Origin of the sequence: Nonomuraea sp. NPDC005983, from assembly GCF_040614375.1 — a bacterium.
Lineage (GTDB): Bacteria > Actinomycetota > Actinomycetes > Streptosporangiales > Streptosporangiaceae > Nonomuraea.
The window spans coordinates 1-19,616 of the sequence record NZ_JBEXUP010000012.1 but is presented as its reverse complement, the minus strand read 5'-3'; the positions used below and the strand labels follow the sequence as shown (position 1 = coordinate 19,616).

14 protein-coding genes and 1 tRNA gene are annotated in these 19,616 nt (G+C 69.8%); 6 read left to right on the top strand and 9 right to left on the bottom strand.

Going from position 1 to position 19,616, the window contains the following annotated elements:
* Nucleotides 1-53: 53 nt before the first annotated feature.
* The gene (locus tag ABZ297_RS08480) at nt 54-731 is read right to left on the bottom strand and encodes a response regulator transcription factor (RefSeq protein WP_355341462.1); all 678 of its coding nucleotides are present in this window, start codon (nt 729-731) and stop codon (nt 54-56) included.
* Nucleotides 728-1,963: a sensor histidine kinase gene (locus ABZ297_RS08475; protein WP_355341459.1), complete on the bottom strand. Its 1,236-nt coding sequence runs from the start codon at nt 1,961-1,963 to the stop codon at nt 728-730. Before ABZ297_RS08475 ends, ABZ297_RS08480 begins: the two co-directional genes overlap by 4 nt.
* A 164-nt stretch (nt 1,964-2,127) precedes the next feature.
* On the opposite strand from ABZ297_RS08475, the gene ABZ297_RS08470 reads away from it, so the two are divergent.
* The 3 genes from ABZ297_RS08470 to ABZ297_RS08460 all read left to right on the top strand — a co-directional run bounded on the left by ABZ297_RS08470 (nt 2,128) and on the right by ABZ297_RS08460 (nt 5,139).
* Nucleotides 2,128-2,544, top strand: coding sequence for a DUF6220 domain-containing protein (locus ABZ297_RS08470; RefSeq protein ID WP_355341456.1), 417 nt, complete (start codon nt 2,128-2,130; stop codon nt 2,542-2,544).
* 155 nt (nt 2,545-2,699) lie between these two features.
* Complete coding sequence (locus tag ABZ297_RS08465) at nt 2,700-4,505, top strand: multicopper oxidase family protein (RefSeq protein ID WP_355341453.1); 1,806 nt, start codon at nt 2,700-2,702, stop codon at nt 4,503-4,505.
* Nucleotides 4,506-4,830: 325 nt separating this feature from the next.
* Nucleotides 4,831-5,139 (top strand): cupin, encoded by a 309-nt coding sequence (locus ABZ297_RS08460; protein ID WP_355341450.1) that lies wholly within the window; start codon nt 4,831-4,833, stop codon nt 5,137-5,139.
* Between the two features lie 147 nt (nt 5,140-5,286).
* Here ABZ297_RS08460 and ABZ297_RS08455 read toward each other — a convergent pair whose 3' ends face one another.
* Both ABZ297_RS08455 and ABZ297_RS08450 read right to left on the bottom strand, forming a co-directional pair.
* Nucleotides 5,287-7,605 carry a hypothetical protein gene (locus tag ABZ297_RS08455; RefSeq protein ID WP_355341447.1) on the bottom strand — a complete coding sequence of 773 codons (2,319 nt, stop codon included), beginning with the start codon at nt 7,603-7,605 and terminating at the stop codon, nt 5,287-5,289.
* A gap of 471 nt (nt 7,606-8,076) precedes the next feature.
* Entirely contained in the window at nt 8,077-11,925 is a 3,849-nt protein-coding gene (locus ABZ297_RS08450) for a DNRLRE domain-containing protein (RefSeq protein ID WP_355341445.1), read from the bottom strand.
* Nucleotides 11,926-12,419: 494 nt separating this feature from the next.
* Between ABZ297_RS08450 and ABZ297_RS08445 the strand changes: the two genes are divergently transcribed.
* From ABZ297_RS08445 to ABZ297_RS08435, 3 genes are read left to right on the top strand one after another with little or no spacing between them, the layout of a single operon-like run.
* The gene (locus tag ABZ297_RS08445; RefSeq protein ID WP_355341442.1) at nt 12,420-13,994 is read left to right on the top strand and encodes an ABC transporter substrate-binding protein; all 1,575 of its coding nucleotides are present in this window, start codon (nt 12,420-12,422) and stop codon (nt 13,992-13,994) included.
* On the top strand, nt 13,991-14,920 hold the full coding sequence (locus ABZ297_RS08440) for an ABC transporter permease (RefSeq protein ID WP_355341439.1): 930 nt from the start codon (nt 13,991-13,993) through the stop codon (nt 14,918-14,920). Before ABZ297_RS08445 ends, ABZ297_RS08440 begins: the two co-directional genes overlap by 4 nt.
* A complete protein-coding gene (locus ABZ297_RS08435; protein WP_355341436.1) occupies nt 14,917-15,711 on the top strand; it encodes an ABC transporter permease in 795 nt (264 codons plus the stop codon). The genes ABZ297_RS08440 and ABZ297_RS08435 overlap by 4 nt, the downstream gene beginning before the upstream one ends.
* Nucleotides 15,712-15,816: 105 nt before the next feature.
* Here ABZ297_RS08435 and ABZ297_RS08430 read toward each other — a convergent pair whose 3' ends face one another.
* The 5 genes from ABZ297_RS08430 to selA all read right to left on the bottom strand — a co-directional run.
* A complete protein-coding gene (locus ABZ297_RS08430; protein WP_355341433.1) occupies nt 15,817-16,185 on the bottom strand; it encodes a hypothetical protein in 369 nt (122 codons plus the stop codon).
* Nucleotides 16,186-16,293: 108 nt separating this feature from the next.
* Nucleotides 16,294-18,027: a selenocysteine-specific translation elongation factor gene (selB, locus tag ABZ297_RS08425; RefSeq protein WP_355341430.1), complete on the bottom strand. Its 1,734-nt coding sequence runs from the start codon at nt 18,025-18,027 to the stop codon at nt 16,294-16,296.
* Nucleotides 18,018-18,476 carry a rhodanese-like domain-containing protein gene (locus ABZ297_RS08420; protein ID WP_355341427.1) on the bottom strand — a complete coding sequence of 153 codons (459 nt, stop codon included), beginning with the start codon at nt 18,474-18,476 and terminating at the stop codon, nt 18,018-18,020. Before ABZ297_RS08420 ends, selB begins: the two co-directional genes overlap by 10 nt.
* 20 nt (nt 18,477-18,496) lie before the next feature.
* A tRNA-Sec gene (locus ABZ297_RS08415) sits at nt 18,497-18,592 on the bottom strand.
* Between the two features lie 65 nt (nt 18,593-18,657).
* The coding region (gene selA, locus ABZ297_RS08410) for an L-seryl-tRNA(Sec) selenium transferase (RefSeq protein WP_355341424.1) at nt 18,658-19,616 on the bottom strand (959 nt) is incomplete at its 5' end.

Sequence of the window (19,616 nt, the reverse complement as noted above, 5' to 3'; positions counted from 1 at the left end):
CTTGGTCGGGGTACGTCTTGGGCGCCGACTTGGCCTTCGTGCCGACGCCGTCGCTACTGAGTGAAATCGCTCAGCCCGGTCTGGTAGGCGATCACCACCAGCTGCGCACGGTCGCGCGCGCCCAGTTTCCCCATCGTGCGGCTGACATGCGTGCGCGCGGTGGCCGGACTGAGAAACAACGCGGCGCCGATCTCGTCGTTGCTCATGCCCTGCCCCACCAGTGCGAGCACTTCGCGCTCACGGTCAGTCAGCACCGCGAGCCGGTCCTCGCCGGACTTGGCAGCCCTGCGCCGCGCGGTGAACTGGCTGATGAGGCGGCGGGTGATCCGGGGTGCGAGCAGCGCATCACCGGCGGCGATCACCCGGATGGCGTGCAGGAGTTCGGCGGGGCCCGCGTCCTTGAGCAGGAACCCGCTCGCGCCCGCTTGTAAGGCCTCGAAGACGTTCTCGTCGGTGTCGTAAGTGGTGAGGATAAGGACCTTGACCTGCTCCAGCCCGTCGGCCTCGGCGATCTGGCCGGTGGCGCGGATCCCATCCAGCCGTGGCATGCGGATGTCCATGAGGACAACGTCGGGGCGGGTGGCGCGGACCAGTTCGACCGCTTCTGCACCATTGGTGGCTTCACCGACCACCGTAATGTCGTCTTCCAGGTCGAGCAGAAGTTTGAAGCCGGAACGGACCAGACGTTCGTCGTCCGCGAGGAGTACCTTGATCGGCGACGTGTGGTTCATGAGCGCGATCCGAGCGGGACGAGCGGCAGGCGGGCAGTGACCTCGAACCCGCCACCGGGACGCGGCTTCGCGTCGAGTTCGCCGCCGAGCAGCCGGCAGCGTTCGCGCATTCCGACGATCCCGCGGCCGGCCGTTGGCGAGCTGCCGGTGCGAGCCGGGACGTGCGAGGGGGCGCGGCTGCCCTCGTCGATCACCCGTATCCGCAAGGCGTCGTCGCTGGGTTCGAGCACCACCGTCACCCGGGTCGGGCCGACGTGACGGATCACGTTGGTGATCGATTCCTGCACGATGCGGTACGCGGCGCTGCCTACCGCGCTTGGTAACGGCGTTACTGGGGAGGTCTGCTCGATGGCGATGTCGAGGCCGGCATCGCGGGCCTTGCCGGTGAGTTCATGAATCTGGTCGAGACCGGGGTGGGGCTCGCGCTCGTCGCCTTCGCGCAGGACACCGAGGATGGCGCGCATCTCGCGCAGTGCCCGCGAACTGGTCTGCTCGATGGTGCGTAGTGCTTCGCGGGCCTGTTCCGGTCGCTTGTGGAGCACGTGTGCGGTGACACCGGACTGCACGTTGATGATGGCGATAGCGTGGGCGACGGTGTCGTGGACTTCGCGGGCGATCCGCAGCCGTTCGGCATCGACCCGCGCCCTGGCCTCCTCGTCGCGGGCACGTTCCGCCAGCTCTGCCCGCTCCAGCGCATCGGCCGCGATGACCCGGCGGGATCGGACGGACTCGCCGAGCGTCGTGCTGATCACTGTCGCGCCGATCCGGAGGAACACCCAGCCGAGGGCCACGCGCGGCTCGATGTCGGCCGCGGGGATCAGCCAGCCGACGGAGAGCGCCGTGGTGCCCGCACCGGCGATCAGCAGCGATCGGCGCCCGTCGCCGTAGGCGGCGACGGTGTACATGGCGACGAAGAGACCGAGGCAGGAGAGCCGTTGGGGGTAGCCGAGACCGAAATAGATCAGGCTGGCCAGCGCCGTGATCGTGAACACCAGAACAGGCCATCGGCGGCGGGCGACGACGGCCACGCCACTCGCGATCAGCAGGGCATAGCCCGAATGCCCGAAGTCCGAGACCGGCCTGGCGGCCGGCTCGGGGAGAACAGCCGCATAGTCCGCGACACTCTGAACCTGAACTACGGTGACGAACAGCGCCAGCAGAACATCCGAGAACCAGGCAGGCCGACGCGAGAACCAGGCGGACAGCTGTCGCGGCACCGCTCGCAGATCCATGTTGTGATCGTACGAGATCCGCGCGGGTTCACACTCTCGCTCGGACGCGCGATCGGCTACGACGACCGACGTAACCGATCGCACTATTCGTACGCGTTTTTACGTAGATGGCGTCGCCCGTCGCCGGAAGCGGAGCAGGCCTGGTCGTTGCAACGATCAATGACATGAGAAAAGTGTTCACTGGCCTGGCGGCCCTGCTGCTGCTTGCCGTCATCACACAGTTCTATCTGGCCGCCAGCGGTGCGTTCGACGCCGCGCCCATCGAGGAGGCCTTCCAGCCACATCGCGTGCTCGGTTACTCGATACTCGCCCTCGCGGTCGTGGTCACGATCGCCGGCGCCGTCGCCCGGATGCCGGGACGGCTCATCGGGATGGCGGGCCTGGTCGCCGGGTTGGTGCTTGTTCAGTCGCTGATCCGGGAAGTCGCCAAATCGTTCGGTGACGGCTCGACCGTCGGCCATTTCGTCTTCGGCCTGCACGCGCTCAACGCAATGTTAATCGTGGGTGTGACCGGGACGATCCTCCGGCAATCGCGTCAGATTTCGCGGAATCCGGCCAAAACCGACCAAATGGCGTCATGACGACAGCCACCTTGACCATCCTGGACCATGCCATCGCGCTGCTGAGCGTCATCGTGTGGTTCGCGGCAGGCGTCACCATGTCGCTGCGACGTGCCAAGCCCGCCCTCGCTCTCCTGGCCGTGGCGCTGCTGGTGACGTTGACCAGGGCGGCGTCGGTGGCGGTGCTGGCCGGTCGTGGCTGGTGGTTCGTCCAAGAGAAGGTGCTGCTCGGCCTGCCGATGCTCGCGCTGGCCGCGCTGGCCGCCACGGTGATCGCCGGCCCCCGGCTGCGCGCACGGACCACGGGTGCCGGGCGGCCGGAAGACATCGATGTCGCAGGCGTCGTCGCGCTGCTCACCACCGCTTACGCCGCGTTGGCGAGTTTCGTGCTGACCTTCCTCATCGGATACCCACTGACCCTCGGCACCGCGCTGATGACGATCGCGCTGGTGCTCGCGGGCGCGCTGTTGACCATGCGAGTGCTCGTGAAACCGAACGCGAACGCGGACGAGGAACCGGACGCCGATCCGGACCGGCCGAAAGTTTCGCGCCGCCGCTTCCTCGGCGTTGCCGGTGTCGTGGTCGGTACGGCCGGCGCCGGCGCTGGCCTGTCGGCGCGGCCGGTCGCGGCGGTGACCGACGGAGGTGGCCCCGGTCCGACGTCCCGTGCGACCGTATCGGTGACCGACCTGCGGGGCGCCGACACACCGGCACCGGGCGGCGTCCGGCGCGAACACGTATTGACCGCCCGGAAAGCCACCGTGCGCCTGGAATCCGGACGCGACATCGACGCGTGGACCTTCGACGGCACGGTGCCCGGTCCGCCGATCACGGCCACTCAGGGCGATCTCATCGAGGTCAAACTGGTCAACCACGACATCGACGACGGAGTGACCCTGCACTGGCACGGCTACGACGTGCCGTGCGGAGAGGACGGTGCAGCGGGCGTCACCCAGGACGCCGTGGTACCCGGCGCCGAGTTCGTCTACCGGTTCCGCGCCGACCAGGTGGGAACCTACTGGTACCACACCCATCACGCGTCTCACCTCGGCGTACGCCGGGGGCTCTACGGTGCCCTCGTCGTGAAACCCCAGGAGGAGCACGACACCGGGCAACTGGATCTGACTCTGCCCGTACACACCTTCGACGGCACCGCCACGATCACGGGCGGCGCCGAACACATCGCACCGGCAGGCACCACGGTACGGCTGCGGCTGATCAACACCGACTCCGATCCCCACCGGTTCGCGCTGGCGGGCACCTCGTTCCGGGTGGCCGCCATCGACGGCCGCGACCTCGAGCAGCCCGGCGAGATCAGCCGGAACGGGCTGCGTCTGCCCGCAGCCGGGCGCTACGACCTCGTGTTCGTCATGCCGAGCACATCCGTGGCGCTGGCACTCGACGACCACGCCGCCACAGTGTGGTTGCGGCCCCAGGCAGGCGCTCCCGACGGTGAGCCGGCCACGCAGGACATCACAGGATGGCCCGAACTCGACCTGCTGACGTACGGAGCCCCCACCCCTGTCGCGTTGCGCGCCGAGGCCGCCGACCGGCACTTCACCCTGGTTCTCGACCGTGGGGTGGCCATGGTCGACGGATCACCGGCGTACGCGCAGACCGTCAACGGCCGCGGACACCCATCAATCCCCGATCAGCTCGTAGCCGAAGGCGACATCGTCCGGTTCACCGTGGTCAACCGGAGCCTCGAGACCCACCCCTGGCATCTGCACGGCCATCCGGTGCTGGTTCTGTCGAGGGATGGGAAGCCGTCGTCGGGCAGCCCACTGTGGGTCGACACCTTCGATGTTCGTCCTGGAGAGGTATGGGAGGTCGCGTTTCGGGCCTCGAATCCGGGCATCTGGATGAATCACTGCCACAACCTGCCGCACCAGCATCAGGGGATGATGCTGCAACTCCGCTACGACGGTGTCACCACCCCATTCGGCGGCATGCACACGGTCGGCTCGAGCCACGACCACTGACGACCGCGCGGCTGCACGAGAACAGCGCAGAGAGGACTGAGTTGTGGTGACGAACACGGAATCAGCAAGCGGAAACCCGGTCCAGATCGGCGCGTCACTCGGACTGGCCGCTCTCGGCACCACCGCCGCCCAGCACACCGGTCAGACCGCCCACACCGCGAGGCCCTCAACGAGGGATACGCGCTCGGCATGACACTCGGCGCCGCCCTCCCGGCCGGTGCCGCCGCATAAAGGAGCTCTCGGCATGGCTGTTACCCCGATCGATCTCTTCGCGTCCTCTATCCGCCTTCACCAGGGCGGCAAGATTCACGTCGAGAAAAGACCAATGGACTCCGAACAGAGTGGCTGGCAGCTGATGGCCTTCCACGCGAAGGTCGGCGCCGACGTCCACGCCGACCACTGGGAAGTCCACCCCGAGGCCGAGGAGGTCGTGTCCTGCCTCATCGGGAAGATACGCCTCTACCTCCGTCCGGAGCGGCCGGGACAAGACGAGGAAGAGATCAGGCTGGCGGCCGGAACCGCTGCCATCGTCCCGCGCGGGCGATGGCACCGCATCGAGCTTGACATCCCCAGCAACATCATGGCCGTCACCCTGCCGCGTGGCAGCCGACTGGAGAAGCGGACCGAAGCCTAGGCCAGCCCCCTCGAACCCCGTCCTCATCCACCATCGGCTCGGCCACGTACCTGATCGCGACGAGATTGACGAAGTCGGGAGAGCGATGAACGCCACTGACCTTGCCAAGGCGAGGGAGCGGGGAGCACAGCTTTCGATGGCGGAACGTCAACCCATCGCCGCCAGGGTGTCACGCCACCGGCGCAGGTCACGCATGCGGGCCTCGTACGTCGCCCCGACCACCACGAGCAGCAGCCCGCCCACGGCGATCGGCACCCAGCGCGGCACCGCGAGAAGCATCTCCGACACGTACGGGGCCAGTTCCCGCACCACGACCCCGGCGACCACGACGGCTCCGATCGCCGTGGGCGCCTGGAGCCGGAACCGGGCTCCGGCGAACAGCACCGCCAGCGCCAGCACGCCGAGCAGCAGCGACCGCCGCCATTCGGTGTCCGAGTAGACCGCCACCAGGCTGGGCAGCATTGTGAAGGAGAGGCCCGCACCATAGGCCGCCCAGGACGAAACCGGTGCGCCGCGCCGCCGCCACCAGCCGGATCCCAGCAGGACCAGCGAGCACGGCACCGTGTACGCCTCGACGACGGTGACCTCGTCCGCCCCCAGCCGCAGCCACGAGGCCAGCAACAGCAGGGTGGCGCCGGCGTACCTGAGGCCGTTCACGCCGCTTCGGCCGGCCGACCCCGCCCACAGCGACATGAGCAGCACCAGCACCCCGGCCACGGCGAATCCCACGCTCGCCGCGACCAGGACGCGCAGGCCCAGTGAGAACCCCACCGCCACCGCCTCCAGCCCGAGGAACAGCGCGGCGAAGCCCACTCCCCAGACCCGGAGCTCCTTCAACCTGGCCAGCAGCGCCATTGCGGCGGCCGCCACCGCCAGGATCGGCAGCACGGTCAGCGTCGCCGGCTCGCTGCCGAACGCGTACGCCGCCGCACGTACCGAGATCGGACCGGCGACGAGCGCGCATGCCACCGCCCACCAGGGCGCCCGGCCCAGTGTGGCAGCCACCGCCAGCGCGACGGCCAGCACCACCTGCACCGCCACCGCGGCCGGGTAGGGCATCGCGAAGGCTTGGGAGGCGACCGCGACCATGAGTGCACCGGACACCAGCGCACCGGAGGCCGCCGCCTTCATCGGCCGCCCGCCGGTGCCGCGCACGACCGCCGCCAGGAGGCTGGCCGCCAACGCGCCCAGCACCACCACATCCGCCGGCGACGCCGTCTCGAACGGCTGCCACTGCCGCCCGTTCCACGTGCCCGTCCACAGCACGTCCAGCCAGGCGAACGGCGCCGCCAGGGTGGCCACGAGCCGAGGCAGCAGCGCCAGCGTGGTCAGCAGCGCCACCAGCCCGCCGGTGCCCATGCCCGCCAGCCGTACCCTCCGCCAGGGCAGCCGGTCGGCGGCGAGCACCACCGCGAGCGCGGGAACGAGGTAGGCCAGGGGACGCCAGTCCGTGCCCGGGCCGTCCAGCGCCGGCTGCGCCAGCGCGGCCGGCACGGCGATCAGCGTGAGCGCGGTTCCGACGGCGACCGCGGAGGCCCAGATCTCCCCCTCAGCCTTGCCCAGCCTGACCAGCAGCCATGTCACGAACCCGCCGAGCAGAGCCAGCGCGACCAGCGGCGCCGACCTGACCAGGGCCTGAGCGACGGAGGGGGACCCCAGCGCGTACGGCGCGCCGCCCAGCAGGGCGAGGGTCGCGACCCCGCTGCCGGCCAGGGCGGCCGTCACCCTCACCGCTCCCCGGCCGTAGCGGACCAGGGCGACGTCCAGCGCCACCGTGGCCACCAGCATGGCCACCAGCCAGGTCTCCGACAAGTCCCCGGCCAGCAGCGGCAGGACCGGCTGCGCCAGCACCACGGCGACCGGAGCGGGTCCGCGAAGCCGGGTGACCCGGCCATAGGCCACCAGGATGAGCGCGGTGAGCCCGAACACCCCCGCCGTGTAGTGCAGCACGTCGAGGGAGTCGACCCCGAGGAATCCCACCCGCCTGGCCGCGTAGCCGTCGAGCAGCAGCAGCGCGACCGCGAATCCGGCCATGGTCTCGGCCGTCGCGGTGAGCCTGCGCCGGATCAGCACGACCGGCGCCAGCATGACCAGTGCGGTGAACGCGGCCAGCACGGCCGCGCGCCCGCCTATGCCCAGTTGCCCCCAGCTCACCACGGTGAACACCGCCGCCGCCACCGTCAGCAGCAGGCCGCCGAGGATGAGCAGGACGTTCTTCGCGGTGCCCGGGGAGACCTCCGGCGTCGGGGCACCGAGCCCCGCAGCTCCGAGCCCGGCCGCCGCCTCCGGGGACGGCGGGAGCGCGCCCGCGTAGGGAGGCGCCGCACCTGCGGGGCCCTGACCCGCCCCACCCGCACCTGCCGCCCCCTGACCCGCCGCGTCGGCGCGCAGGACGCCGAGCAGTTCCGTACGGCGGGTCTGCAGCCTGGCCTGCTGATCCCTCAGCCCGGCGAGAGCCTGGTCCACCTGCCAGAGCTCGTGCGCGGCGGGTCCCTGCAGAGGCAGCGCACACCTCGGGCATCTGGACACCGGCTCCTGGAGCCCGGTTCCCGGCAACATCGCACCGCAGTCCGGACACTTCATACTTCCACGCACCGATACTCCGTTTAAGCCTGTCGAGATGACCCATATTGCACCGCGACGTCCTTGCGGACCACTGTCACTGAGAACCAGGACGGCTCGGGCTCCTTCCGCGGCCCTGATCACGGAGTCGCGGTCGTGGGCCGTAGAGCGCCGTTAATGACCATGAACAGTCGGACACGACGCGAGCGGCCCGTCACCGCGTTTCCGCTGGTGACGGGCCTCTTTCTGCTGGTGTGACAGGTGCGAGGTCCGAACTTGCGCAGGCTGAGCCGACGGTTTTACAGATCCGTCGCGATCACGCTCTGACCTGGCAAAACGCAGATCGGGGGGCGGCCCGGCGAGAGCGCATGCTCGTCATCTCACCACTTTGGCGACCCAGACTCTGTTCAGCCGGGGCCACGCGTCGCTCAGACTCCGGTAACGATCGCGGGGCCCGTGCTGTGCGTAGAAGACGCCGGCGCGTTGCGAGACCCAACTGACCACCGCGAGGTGGTCGAGCCATCCGGACACGCCTTTTTGATCGAAGAAGATCACGTCTCCGGGCTGCACATCCCACCAGCTGTAACGCCAGACCAGGCGGTGCCGCTTGTTCTGGAAGTGGTTGTAGAAATGGTCGACGCTCATCCAGCTGTAGGAGCGGAACGCGGCCCCTGTGCGACGATGCTCGAACCAATTGTTGTCGTTTGATCTGGAATACCACCCGTGTTCGGGTGCTTTACCTCCCTTGTTGACGGCGTAAGAGGTGAAGTTGGTGCAGTTGTTGTGCGTAATGGCGTAGGGCCATTTGTAGACGTTGTCGACCGCCCACCTCGCGATCCCTGACTGACTGACGCCTTGCGTGGAGATCCGGCCAGATCCTACGGAGAGGTCCGGCCATCCCGCGGAGTCCAGGGGAAGCGACGCCGGTAGGTCGGCCGGGGTTCCGGTCGTGTCTCCCGTGATCGTGGCGTTCAGTTGCCCGTCCCCCGATGAGGGCGAGGCGTCAACAGCCGTCGCATCCAGATTCTGCGCGATCGCGGCCACCGATGTCGACTGCTTCTTGAACACGAAGTCCCGGATGGCGATGTCGTCGTTGGTCTTCTGCTCTGGGGAAGTCGTGCCCACACCGTCGGCGGTGGTCGTGGTGGTCTTGACGGTGGCGCGGACGGTGACCGAGTCGGCAGTCGTCTGCGATACCAGGACATCCGACAGGGTGACGCTGGAGCTTGTCTGGGCGACTTGGTGGCCGGCCGCGTCGTCGGCCCACTGCGTCAGACCCACGGACTGCGTGTCGAGCACGGCGGCGAACCGTGTGCCCTCGGTGTTCTGGGTCGTGGCCTCCGCCGACGTGGTGATCGTTCCCTCGAGTAGCTTGTTCTGCGAGGTGAGGTACTGCTTGACCGCGTCGACGTAGCTCTGGGTTCCGCCGGCGACGGCCTGGGGCGTCGCCATGGTCGGGGATGTCCAATCACTGACGCCATAGGGCGTCTGCGCTCGGACCTGGACGGTGTAGGCCGACCCGTTGGTCAGGCCGGGCACGACGATGGCCTGATCGGCAGTGCTCAGGGTCTTGAGCACTTGATTGTCGGAGGTTCGCACCTCGATGTCGTAGTTGGTAATGCCGCTGTCGCTGCCGGTGTCGGCGAGCTGATCCCAGGTGACCAGAGCGCCGGCGTCGCCCGCCCGTGCGCGTACGCCCTGCGGGATGGTCGGCGGCCTGGGCGGCAGATACGAGATCACCAATTGCGGAGCACTGAACTCCGCAGAGGCACTGTCCGTGGATGCCTGAAGCGCCAATCCGTTGTTACCGGTTGGCTGGGCGAGCCAGTCAGTGACCAGCGCTGACAGGTCCAGGTCCGCTGTGCCCACTGGAGCGTCGGCGTTGCTGTCCGTGCCGATCGCGTTGGTGACATCGGACGAGGTCGGGGAGCTTGGCAACGCGCTGTCGAGTGCGTAGGCGGAAACGGTACCCGAGCAGGTGGCGGCACAGGTGGGAGCGCCGAGTTTGAGCGTGGCCGAGACGATGCTCGCGCCCGCCGGGATCCCGCTGAGGTCGGCCGAGAGGACGGTCATGTCGCGGTCGGTGCCCGCACCGCCGACCTTGACGGTTGACGAGGCCTGCATCGGGCAGGGGGAGCCCAGGCAGGCGTCCGATGCCGCCTTGGCCGCTGAAAGAGTCAGCTTGTCGGTGCCCAGTGTGACGGTCTGTCCCTGGGGGGCGGGCTGTGGCGCCGGAACCGTGAAGGACACGGGGGCGGTCTTGTCCGTGCATGTGCTGTCGACGCACGAGCGCATTTGCCACTTATAGGTTTGCCCCTGCTGGACCATGCCGTCGGAAAGCCGCAGGGATACGCGCCCGCCATCGGTCACGCCGCCGGTTCCGAGCGGAGTGGGGCCGACGGCGTTTCCTGAGCTGTCGGTGAGGAAGAACTCGGCCGTCACCGCAGCACCGGAGGGGCGGCTCACCACCCCGGACAGGACCGGATTGGCGGGTTCGTCGAGCGCGGTGGCCTGAGCCGTCGGCAGATCCGGAGCATCGGTGGTCAGCCACAGGGGATCGGCGGCAGTGGTGTCGGTCCCATCGCTCACCTGCACGGAAAGCTCATATCGCGTGGCGTTGGTCAGGTATCCCGGCGGGACGGCCCACTGTGCGGATGTTCCAGAAGGAACACCGGAGACCGTCTGCGTGCGGGTCGGCTGGGAGCAGGTGGTTCCCAGCGGCTTGCAGGTGAGGGTGAAGGTGTAGTTCAGGCTGCTGCCATCGGAGTCGGTCGCCTTGGCGGTGATCGTGGGGGTCAGGCTGGACACCGTCTTCGCGTCCGTAGCGGACGCCGCCTGGGGGGTGACGGAGACCTGCGGGGTCGTGGGGCGGCTGTTGTAGGTCACCGTCAACGCCGGATCGGTCGGCCCCTGGCTACCGGAGGTGTAGTTGGAGGAATGGTACCGACGCCAGGTGGTGGAGTCGGTCTGGTCGGCGCCACGCACCTGGACCCCGTAGTTGGCCGACCCATCGGCCCATGCCTGCACGATGGCGTCGGTGTCCCAGTGCGTGAACGCGGCCGGGCATGTGCTGTCGTGACCGTAGGCGCTCGTCACCGTCTTGGCGCCAGTGGTGGTGGTGGTCGGCTCGGACCCATATCTGATCGTGTCGGGGTCCCAGCTCGCGGTGACGCGCCGGACCTGCACACCGGGTCCCGCGGTGGAGCACGTCGACGACCAGTACGTCCACAACCGCAGATCGGTGTCGAGAACATGCTTTCCGCGCAGGCCGCCGACCCCGTTGAACAGCAGGTACGACCGCGCGACGGTCGTGCCGCCGTCGAAGGTCCCGGCTTTCAACTCGGTCGAGCCGCGCTGAGAATCCGGGAAGTTCGTCGCCACCCAGGTGTCGGTGCTGACGGTCAACGTGCTCGTCGGGTCGATGGTGACCGGATACCGAAGCTGGGGATCGTTCAGGAATCCGGGGTCCGGCTGAAGTGTCAGCACGGCTCCGCCGGCGTCGGAGTGGATCGAGGTCGCGACCTCTGCCTGATGGGCCGCCTCACCCGAAGCAGGGTCCGTGGAAGAGTCCCACATGTGCGGGGCGGGCGCGGAGATGACGGTCTTGCCGGTGCTGTCGACGAGACGGAGCCCGTGGTCGGCGTCCTTGACGAGATCGAGCCCCTTCGTCTTGATCGGCAAAGCGATCTCCAACGGACCGGACGGCGGGCGGCGCAGGACCAGCGAATGCGTGAAACCCTGGGCAAGCGACGTGACGATCAAGTCCCCATCAGGCACCACGCCGGCATAGGTGGCGGTGCCGCCTCGCACCGTCGGCGTGGGGAGCGGGTGGCCCCAGCCCACGGCGAAAGACCGTGCGCCATTGTCGATCGATGCGAACGGTTCGGTGCCGCCATTGGACACCCTCACGTTCGCCTGCGTCGCTCGGGGGTGGAGTCCCCCATCACCGGCGACCAGCGAAGCATCGATAGGGGTCCACGAGCCGTTCCGCTTCATCCGGATGGGGGCGGTGTGCGCCTCCGTCGTCAGGCTGCCATCCGGGTTCGCCCACGTGGTCGAGTAGTCGGTACGGGCGTCCGTCACCTCGACGCGGTTCTTCTGGACCCGGGCGGCGTGCTGCGCCGATGCCAGGTCGGATTGCGAGGTCACGGCTGTCGGCGTCGGTAATGGGCCAGGCTCGGCCCGCGCTCCGGTCACTCCGGCACCGAGAGCCGTGATCGTCATCGAAACCAACGCGAGCGAGAACCGGAGCCGGGGCCGAGTCCGCAGCCCTCTTTTCTGGACAGGAGCTAAACCTGCATCAAACGCCACAGAATCCTCCATAAAGCGAGCGAATATGGGGATTGCTGACCGGAGGATCCCGTCTCGTCCAGGGCGAGCCGGTACTCCGCAGCGACCGACACGCAGTTCGGTCCGCCCTCACCACCTTGGTGAGTGATTGGTAGCCAGTTTGCGCACAAGTGGCCGTGGCCGTACAGATGCTTCCATTTGAGTGCAAATTTCCTGTTAGCAGGCGAGCACCTCATCGCTCGGGATGTGGTGGCCGCGATCAGCCGCGGGCACCTGCGGCGGATCTTGCGAGCTGGTGGACCGCCTTCGACGTCCACCCGACATCCCCACCTGGCGAACCGCACGAACAGCACCCCCCGATCTGCCAATCCAGAATGAACACGGTTATCGTTTGCATCGGAGTACGGACCTCTGGATCGGAGATCGGGATGCGAAAACGAGCCGCGATCATGCTGGCGGCGCTCTTGGGAGTGCTCCTCACGGGGTGCGGCGGCCAGGAGCCACCAGGGCGGAACGACCGGCAACTGACCCTGGCTGCCCCGCGCGACCTCGTCGCCGGTCCCGAGGATCCGTACTACACGCACCAGACGTTACGGGTGTGGGAGCCCCTGGTCACCGTGGACGACAAGCTGCGGCCGGTCCCCGCGCTGGCCACCGGCTGGGACAGCGCGGACCAGGGGCGGCGCTGGACGTTCACGCTGCGCGACGGCGTACGGTTCAGCGACGGGACACCGTTGACCGCCGAGTCGGTGGTCGCCAACATCAAGCGGTTCCTGCGGATCGCGCCCCGCCAGTCGGCGTTCTTCAGCCTGGACGCCGGTATGGAGGCGGCCTACGGCAAGCTCGACGATGTCCAGGCCGAGGGCAAGCTCGGCGATGTCCGGGCCGAGGGCGGCAAGGTGACGTTCGTCCTGGACCAGCCGGTGGCCGACCTGCCGAGCAGGCTGGCGGGCTTCTACAGCATGGTCCAGTCGCCGAAGGCGTTCACGTCCTCGGGCGACTTCGCGGGCAAGCCGGTGGGGACGGGGCCGTACACGCTGGTGAACTGGGTCAAGGGACAGCAGGCCGAGCTTGCCGCCAACCCGTACTACTACGGCGCCGCCCCCGCCTACGAGAAGATCGTGGTCAGGGTGATCCCGGACGCCAACGCGCGGGTCGCGGCGTTGCGTGCCGGTGAGGTGGACGGGCTGATCGACAAGGGCGCACTGCTGCCGGGGCAGGTCGCGGCGGTCGCCGGCGACAGCGGCTTCCGGGTCGTCCGCAGCCCCTCGGTGCTGACGCACTACCTGACCTTCAACGCCTCGCGCGAGCCGTTCTCCGATCCCCGCCTGCGCGAGGCGGCCGATCTGGCGATCGATCGACGGTCCATCGCCGGCAAACTCCTCAACGGCACGGCCAACGCGGGCGCCGGGTTCCTGTCACCGGTCTTCGGCGACCTCGCCGAGCCCGGATCAACCGTGAGGTACGACCCCGGCAAGGCTCGCGAGTTGGTCACCGTCGCGGGTGCGCCGACCACGCCCGTCTCCATCCTCATCTCCTCGGCCGAGACCGGCCAGTTCCCCTACACCGACATCGCGGAGGTCCTACGCGCGGCCTTGGAGCAGGCGGGCCTGCCCGCGAAGGTGACCGTGGCCGAGACCACCAAGTCCGTGATGGAGTCCGGGGACTACGACATCTTCCTCAGCGCCTACAGCGTGCCCAACGGCGACGCCGACTATCTGTTCCGCCGATTCCTGCGCTCCGACGCCTCCTGGAACGTCGAGCGCCGGCTCGGCTACCGCAACGCCGAGTTCGACAGACTGATCGACCAGGCCGCGGCAGAGACCGACCCGGCCCGGCGGCGTGACCTCTACCACCGGATTCAGCGGCTGCTCGCCACCGACCGCCCGATGATCCCGCTCGCGTACCAGGACAATCCCATCGTGACGACGAGTAAGGTCGGCGGGGTGGCACAGAGCGTGGCGTACGTGGTCGACCTTGGCAAGCTGGCCCCACTGAGGTGACGGCCACCGTCCTGCGGCGCGCCGCAGAGCTCCTGCTCGTGCTGATGGGGCTGTCGGTACTGGTCTTCCTGCTCACCTCTCTGGCGCCGGGCGATCCGGCCGAGGAGATCCTGCGGCGCGGCGGCATCCAGCCGACCGCGCGCAGCGTGGCGGCACTTCGCGCCGAACTCGGTCTCGACCAGCCGCTGTTCAACCAGTACCTGCGGTGGCTGCTCGCCGTGCTGCGCGGCGACTTCGGACACTCCTACACCGACCGCTCCCCCGTCGCCGCCGAGATCCTCTCGCGGGTTCCAGCGACACTGCGGCTGGCCGGAGCGGCGGCGGTGGTCGCGGTGGTACTCGCCCTATTCGCCTCCATCAGGGCCGCGCTCAGGCCGGAGGCGCTCGACAGCCGCGCCATCGCGCTCGTGACGGTGGCGATCGCCGGCGTCCCGCCCTACATCGTGGGGATCCTGCTGATCAGCGGCGTCGCGGTCGGATTGCGCGCGCTGCCCACGGGCGGCGCGGGCAGCCCCGGCGCCGTCGTGCTCCCCGCCCTCACCCTCGGCCTGGCGGGCGCCGCGACGCTGCTGCGGCTGCTCCGGGCCGACCTGGCCCAGGCCTTACGGATGCCGTTCGTCAAACTCGCCGCCGCCAAGGGGGTGCGGCCCCGGCGGGCAATCATGGTGCACGCTCTCCGCGTGGCCGCGCCGAACGCCATCACGGCAGCCGGTACGGTGCTCGCGGAACTGCTGGCCGGCGCGGTGGTGGTGGAGACGCTGTTCTCCTGGCCGGGCGTGGGACAGCTCGCGGTGTCGGCGATCAGACAACGGGACCTGCCCATTGTGCAGGCGTACGTGCTGGTCACCGCGGTCACGACCGTGCTGATCCTGGCCCTGGTCGAGCTCTGCCTGGCGGCCTCCGACCCGCGGGTGCGCCGCCGATGACAGGCCGCGCCGGCACCGCGCTGCTCGCCCTGGTCGTACTGTTCTGCCTGCTCACCCCCATGCTGTCCGGGTACGACCCGTACCTGCCCGACCTGGAGCACGCTCTTCTGCCGGCGAGCACGGAACACTGGCTCGGCACCGACCAGCTCGGCCGCGACCTCCTCACCAGAACCGCCACGGCCGGCCGCATCTCCCTGCTGTTCGCGCTGGCCATCACCACGATCACCACGATCCTCGGCACGCTGTTCGGCACCGCGGCAGGGCTCGCCGGAGGCATACCTGACCGGCTGCTGCGTCTGGCCGCCACCATGGCACTCGCCCTGCCAGGCCTCACCCTGGCGCTCGCGCTGGCCGGCGTGCTGCCGCCTGGGTACGTCACCGTCGTGGTCGCCCTCGTACCACTCGGCTGGGTCAACTGCGGCCTCGTCGCCCACACGGCGACCCGGCGGGTGGCCTCCTCCGACTACGTCCTGGCCGTGCGGGCCATCGGAGCCTCTCCGCTGTACCTGCTCCGGCGTACCATCGGGCCGCACATCGCCGGGCCCGTCCTGACCGTCGCCACCGCGGACTTGGCCAGGGCGCTGATCGCCGTCACCTCGCTGAGCTTCCTCGGCATCGGGCTGCCGCCGCCTGAGACCGACTGGGGCGGCATGGTGAGCGAGGCCACGCCGCTGCTGGTCGCCGCGCCACGCCTGGCGATCGTGCCCGCGCTCGCGCTGGCCGTCACAGGCTTGGCCGTCGCGCTCGTGGTGGACGCCCGCCACGAGCCGGGTCAGCCTCCCGAAGGCTAAGATCCGGAGCTCCTTGCTCAGCAACGTGCAACAGCCCTCCAGCCGCTGCCGGATCAACTGGGTCATTATCCGGTCAATAGAGCACAAATGGCAGAGGCGGTCATATCAGCCGGGTACGTCCACTACGCCATGAGAAACGAAGCTGCATGTGGCCGAAGCCTGGTGACCTGACGGAGGACAGCACCCATGACAACTGCCGCCGACCCACAAGTCCACAGCAACAAGGAGCACCAGCATGGCCCGACGTGCGGGCACGTGGCCGTGCCACATCAGGGCCACGTGGACTACGTCCACGACGGACACCTGCACCGCCTGCACGATGACCACGCCGACGACTGCACTCCTCATGGCCACAGCGCCCACACAGACCATGATCATCGCCATGGGCCTGATTGCGGCCATGTCGCAGTGCCACACGACGACCACGTGGACTACATCCATGACGGCCACCGTCATGCGCAGCACGACGACCACTGGGACGAGCACTAAGGATCGGCCAGGACGGCGCTGCGGTTCTTGAGCTGGGAGAGCTGGGTGGCCTCGTCCTCGGTGAGATGGTCGGGGTGGCTGGTGAGCCAGGGTTCAGCTAGGTGGCACGCAGATCCGTGACTCGTTGTCGAGTCGCCGGGTGTGGCCCTGGGCGTCGAGGTACTCCAGGAGCGGTACGGCGACGCGGCGGCTCGTCCCCAGGGCCGTCCGCGCCTGGCTGATGGTGAAGGGCGCGGGCAGCTTGCTCAGCACAGCCACTGCCAACTCCGGCGCGTCCGGCAGGAGAACGACATTCCTCGCGATGGGCAGCAACGCTGCCGCCCGCACGGCCGCCGCGAGGGAGGCGCCGGTCAGCTTGAGTTCGGCCAGGCGCTCGGCGGTGGGGGCGTCGAAGGGACGGCCGGCGAGGTCGGTCCGCAGCCGGGCGACCGCCTTCTCGACCTGGGGAGGCAACGAAACCCGCTCCCGGTCGGCTCTCAGGATCACCCCTGCGCTGATCGTCAGCGGCTCGGCGACGAGCGCCCGTGCCAGCCGCCGGTCGGGCAGGCCGAGCAGCCGGGCGGCGGCCTCCACGGTGATCCCCTGGTCGCGCTCTGACACCTGCTCCGCCAGGGCGCGGCGGAGCTCGGACCAGTGGCCGGGGTCGGCGAACCAGTCGCCCGCCACCGGCCGTCCACTGGGAGCGGCCCCCATCGCGGTCAGCTCAGCCCGGCTCAGCAGTCCGTGCCAGCGCAGCAGATCCGCGGCGGTGGGCACGGTCACCCCGGCGAGCGCAGCCCCCCTGACCGCCGCGGCTCCCCGGCGCCGCAGGGGCGCCGGTCGCACGTCGAGGACGCGCACGCCCGCCACGATCATCCGGCGGCCGGGATCGCGGAGCAGCCCATGGTCACCGGCCCGGAGCGGCATGGGCCGGGCCAGGGTGAGGCGAGCCGTGTCCGCGCCCAGCGGGCGCAGCCGAGCCGGAACGGCGGCGGAACCCAGATGAAAGAGCAGCTCCCCGCCGATGCCCCCGCCGGGCTCCAGCCGCACGTCCGCCGACTCGGTGATGATCCACGCGTCCGGAGTCAGCAGCGCGGTGCCACGGGACAGCGTGTCGCGGTCGGCGCCCCGGACGTTGACGGCGATGCGGGCGGTCGCCGACACGGCGTCCCTCCGCTGGTTGAGCGTCTGAAGGCCACGGACCTGGACCCGGTCCGCCCCGGCGAGCAGTTCGTCGCCCGCCCGCACCGTGCCGTGCGTGAGCGTGCCGGTGACGACGGTTCCGGCCCCGGTGATGGTGAACACCCGATCGATCCACAACCGCACCGGGCCGTCCCGGCGCGGGTCCGGGAGCTCGGCCGCGAGCCGGTCGAGCGCGGCGGACAGCTCGGGCAGGCCCTGCCCGGTCAGGCCGCTGACGGCGACGGCTTCGATCTCCGACAGGCTCGTCCCCTCCAGGTGGAGGCGGGCCTCCTCCAGCGCGGGTCCCGGGTCGGCGAGGTCGGCGCGGGTGACCACCAGCAGGCCGTGCCGTACGTCCAGGGCGTGCAGGGCGGCCAGGTGCTCGGCGGACTGGGCCCGCCACCCCTCGTCCGCCGCCACCACGAACATGACCGCGGGGCACGGACCGACACCGGCGAGCATGTTGGTGACGAACCGCTCGTGCCCGGGGACGTCGACGAACGCCAGCTGCCGGCCCGACTTGAGCGTGGTCCAGGCGAAGCCGAGGTCGATGGTCATGCCCCGGCGTCGTTCCTCGGCCCAGCGGTCAGGCTCCATCCCGGTGAGCGCCCGCACCAGGGTCGACTTGCCGTGATCCACGTGCCCGGCGGTGGCGATCACCCACATGCGCGCTCGGCGGCTGTCAATTTCGCGTCGATGGCGGGTTCGCCCGGACCTCGCGGCCGGGTGAGGGCGGCGGGCCGGCTGACCTCGAGCCCTGCCGCGGTCCACGCCTGGAAGCCGCCGATCACGTCGGTGGCGTTCGCCAGCCCGATCTGCCTGAGGGACTCGGCGGCGAGGCTGGAGGAGTATCCCTCGTCGCACAGGATGATCCAGCGGATGTGCGCCGAGGTGGCCTCGGGGATCCGCGCGTCGCAGCGCGGATCGAGCCGCCACTCCAGCTGGTTGCGTTCGATCACGATGGCGCCGGGCACCTCGCCGCCGCTGCGGCGCTGGAACTCCGGCCGGGTGTCCACGATGATGGCTTCGCCACGGCTCGCCGCGGCGCAGGCCTCGGCAGGCGGTAGGCGGCGCAGCCCGGCACGTGCCCGAGCCAGTAGCCTGTCGATGCTCACGAGACTCCAGAGGTGGGATCTGGCGGAGGCGGACGGGAATCGAACCCGCCGCGCCGAGTTGCTCGGCGCCATCGGTTTTGAAGACCGAGAGGGCCACCAGGCACCCTGACGCCTCCGCTCGTGATCTTAGCCCTCTCCGGCGCCCGGGTTGAAGATCTCCTCCCCTGCCGTGATCAGCCGCTCACTTGCACGCGGTGACCACGGCGTTGAACAGGTCCTCGTCGTCCTCGACGGCCACGGCCCGCAGGTCCAGGAGACAGCGGCCACGCTCCACCCTGGCGAGCACGGGCGGCTCTGCCAGGCGCAGCGGCGCCGCGAGCGCGGCGTCGACCGCGACGGCTGCGCTGGGCAGCGTGATGCCGGGGGCGCCCCCGCCGCCGACCGTGGCGGCGCTCGCGACGGCCTCCGCTCGCACCCCCGCATCCGCGAGCCGTACGGCAAGCGCCTCGGCACGACGGCGCAGCCCGCCGGGGTCGGCATGGAGCGCGGCGGACGTCGGCGTGGAAGCGGTGCCGAGCGTCGCCTCCAGCGCCGCGAGAGTGAGCTTGTCCACCCGCAGCGCCCGAGCCAGGGGATGCCTGCGCAGCCGCTCCACCAGGTCGGCGCGGCCGAGCAGCAGGCCGCATTGGGGCCCGCCCAGCAGCTTGTCGCCGCTCGCGGTCACCAGGTCGGCGCCGCTTGCGAGCCAGGTCGCCGCGTCGGGCTCGTCCGGCAGCAGCGGCTCGGGACGCAGCAGGCCCGAGCCCGCGTCGGCCACCAGCGGCACGCCCTCGCGGGCGCAAAGCCCGGCCAACTCCCCGACGCCGGGGGTCCGGGTGAACCCCTCGATCCGGTAGTTGGAGGGATGAACCTTCAGGACGAACCCGGTGTCCGGGCCGATCGCCCCGGCGTAGTCGTCCACTGTCGTGCGGTTCGTCGTGCCGACCTCGCGCAACCGCGCTCCAGTGGAGGTGAGCAGTTCAGGAAGGCGGAAGCCGTCGCCGATCTCGACGAGCTCGCCCCGGCTGATGACGATCTCCCTGCCCGCAGCCAGCGCGGTCGCCGCGAGGGCGAGCGCCGCCGCGTTGTTGTTGACCACGTGGACGGCCCCCGCGGCCGGCACCGCCGCGGCCAGTGCCGCGAGCGCGGCGCGGCCCCGGC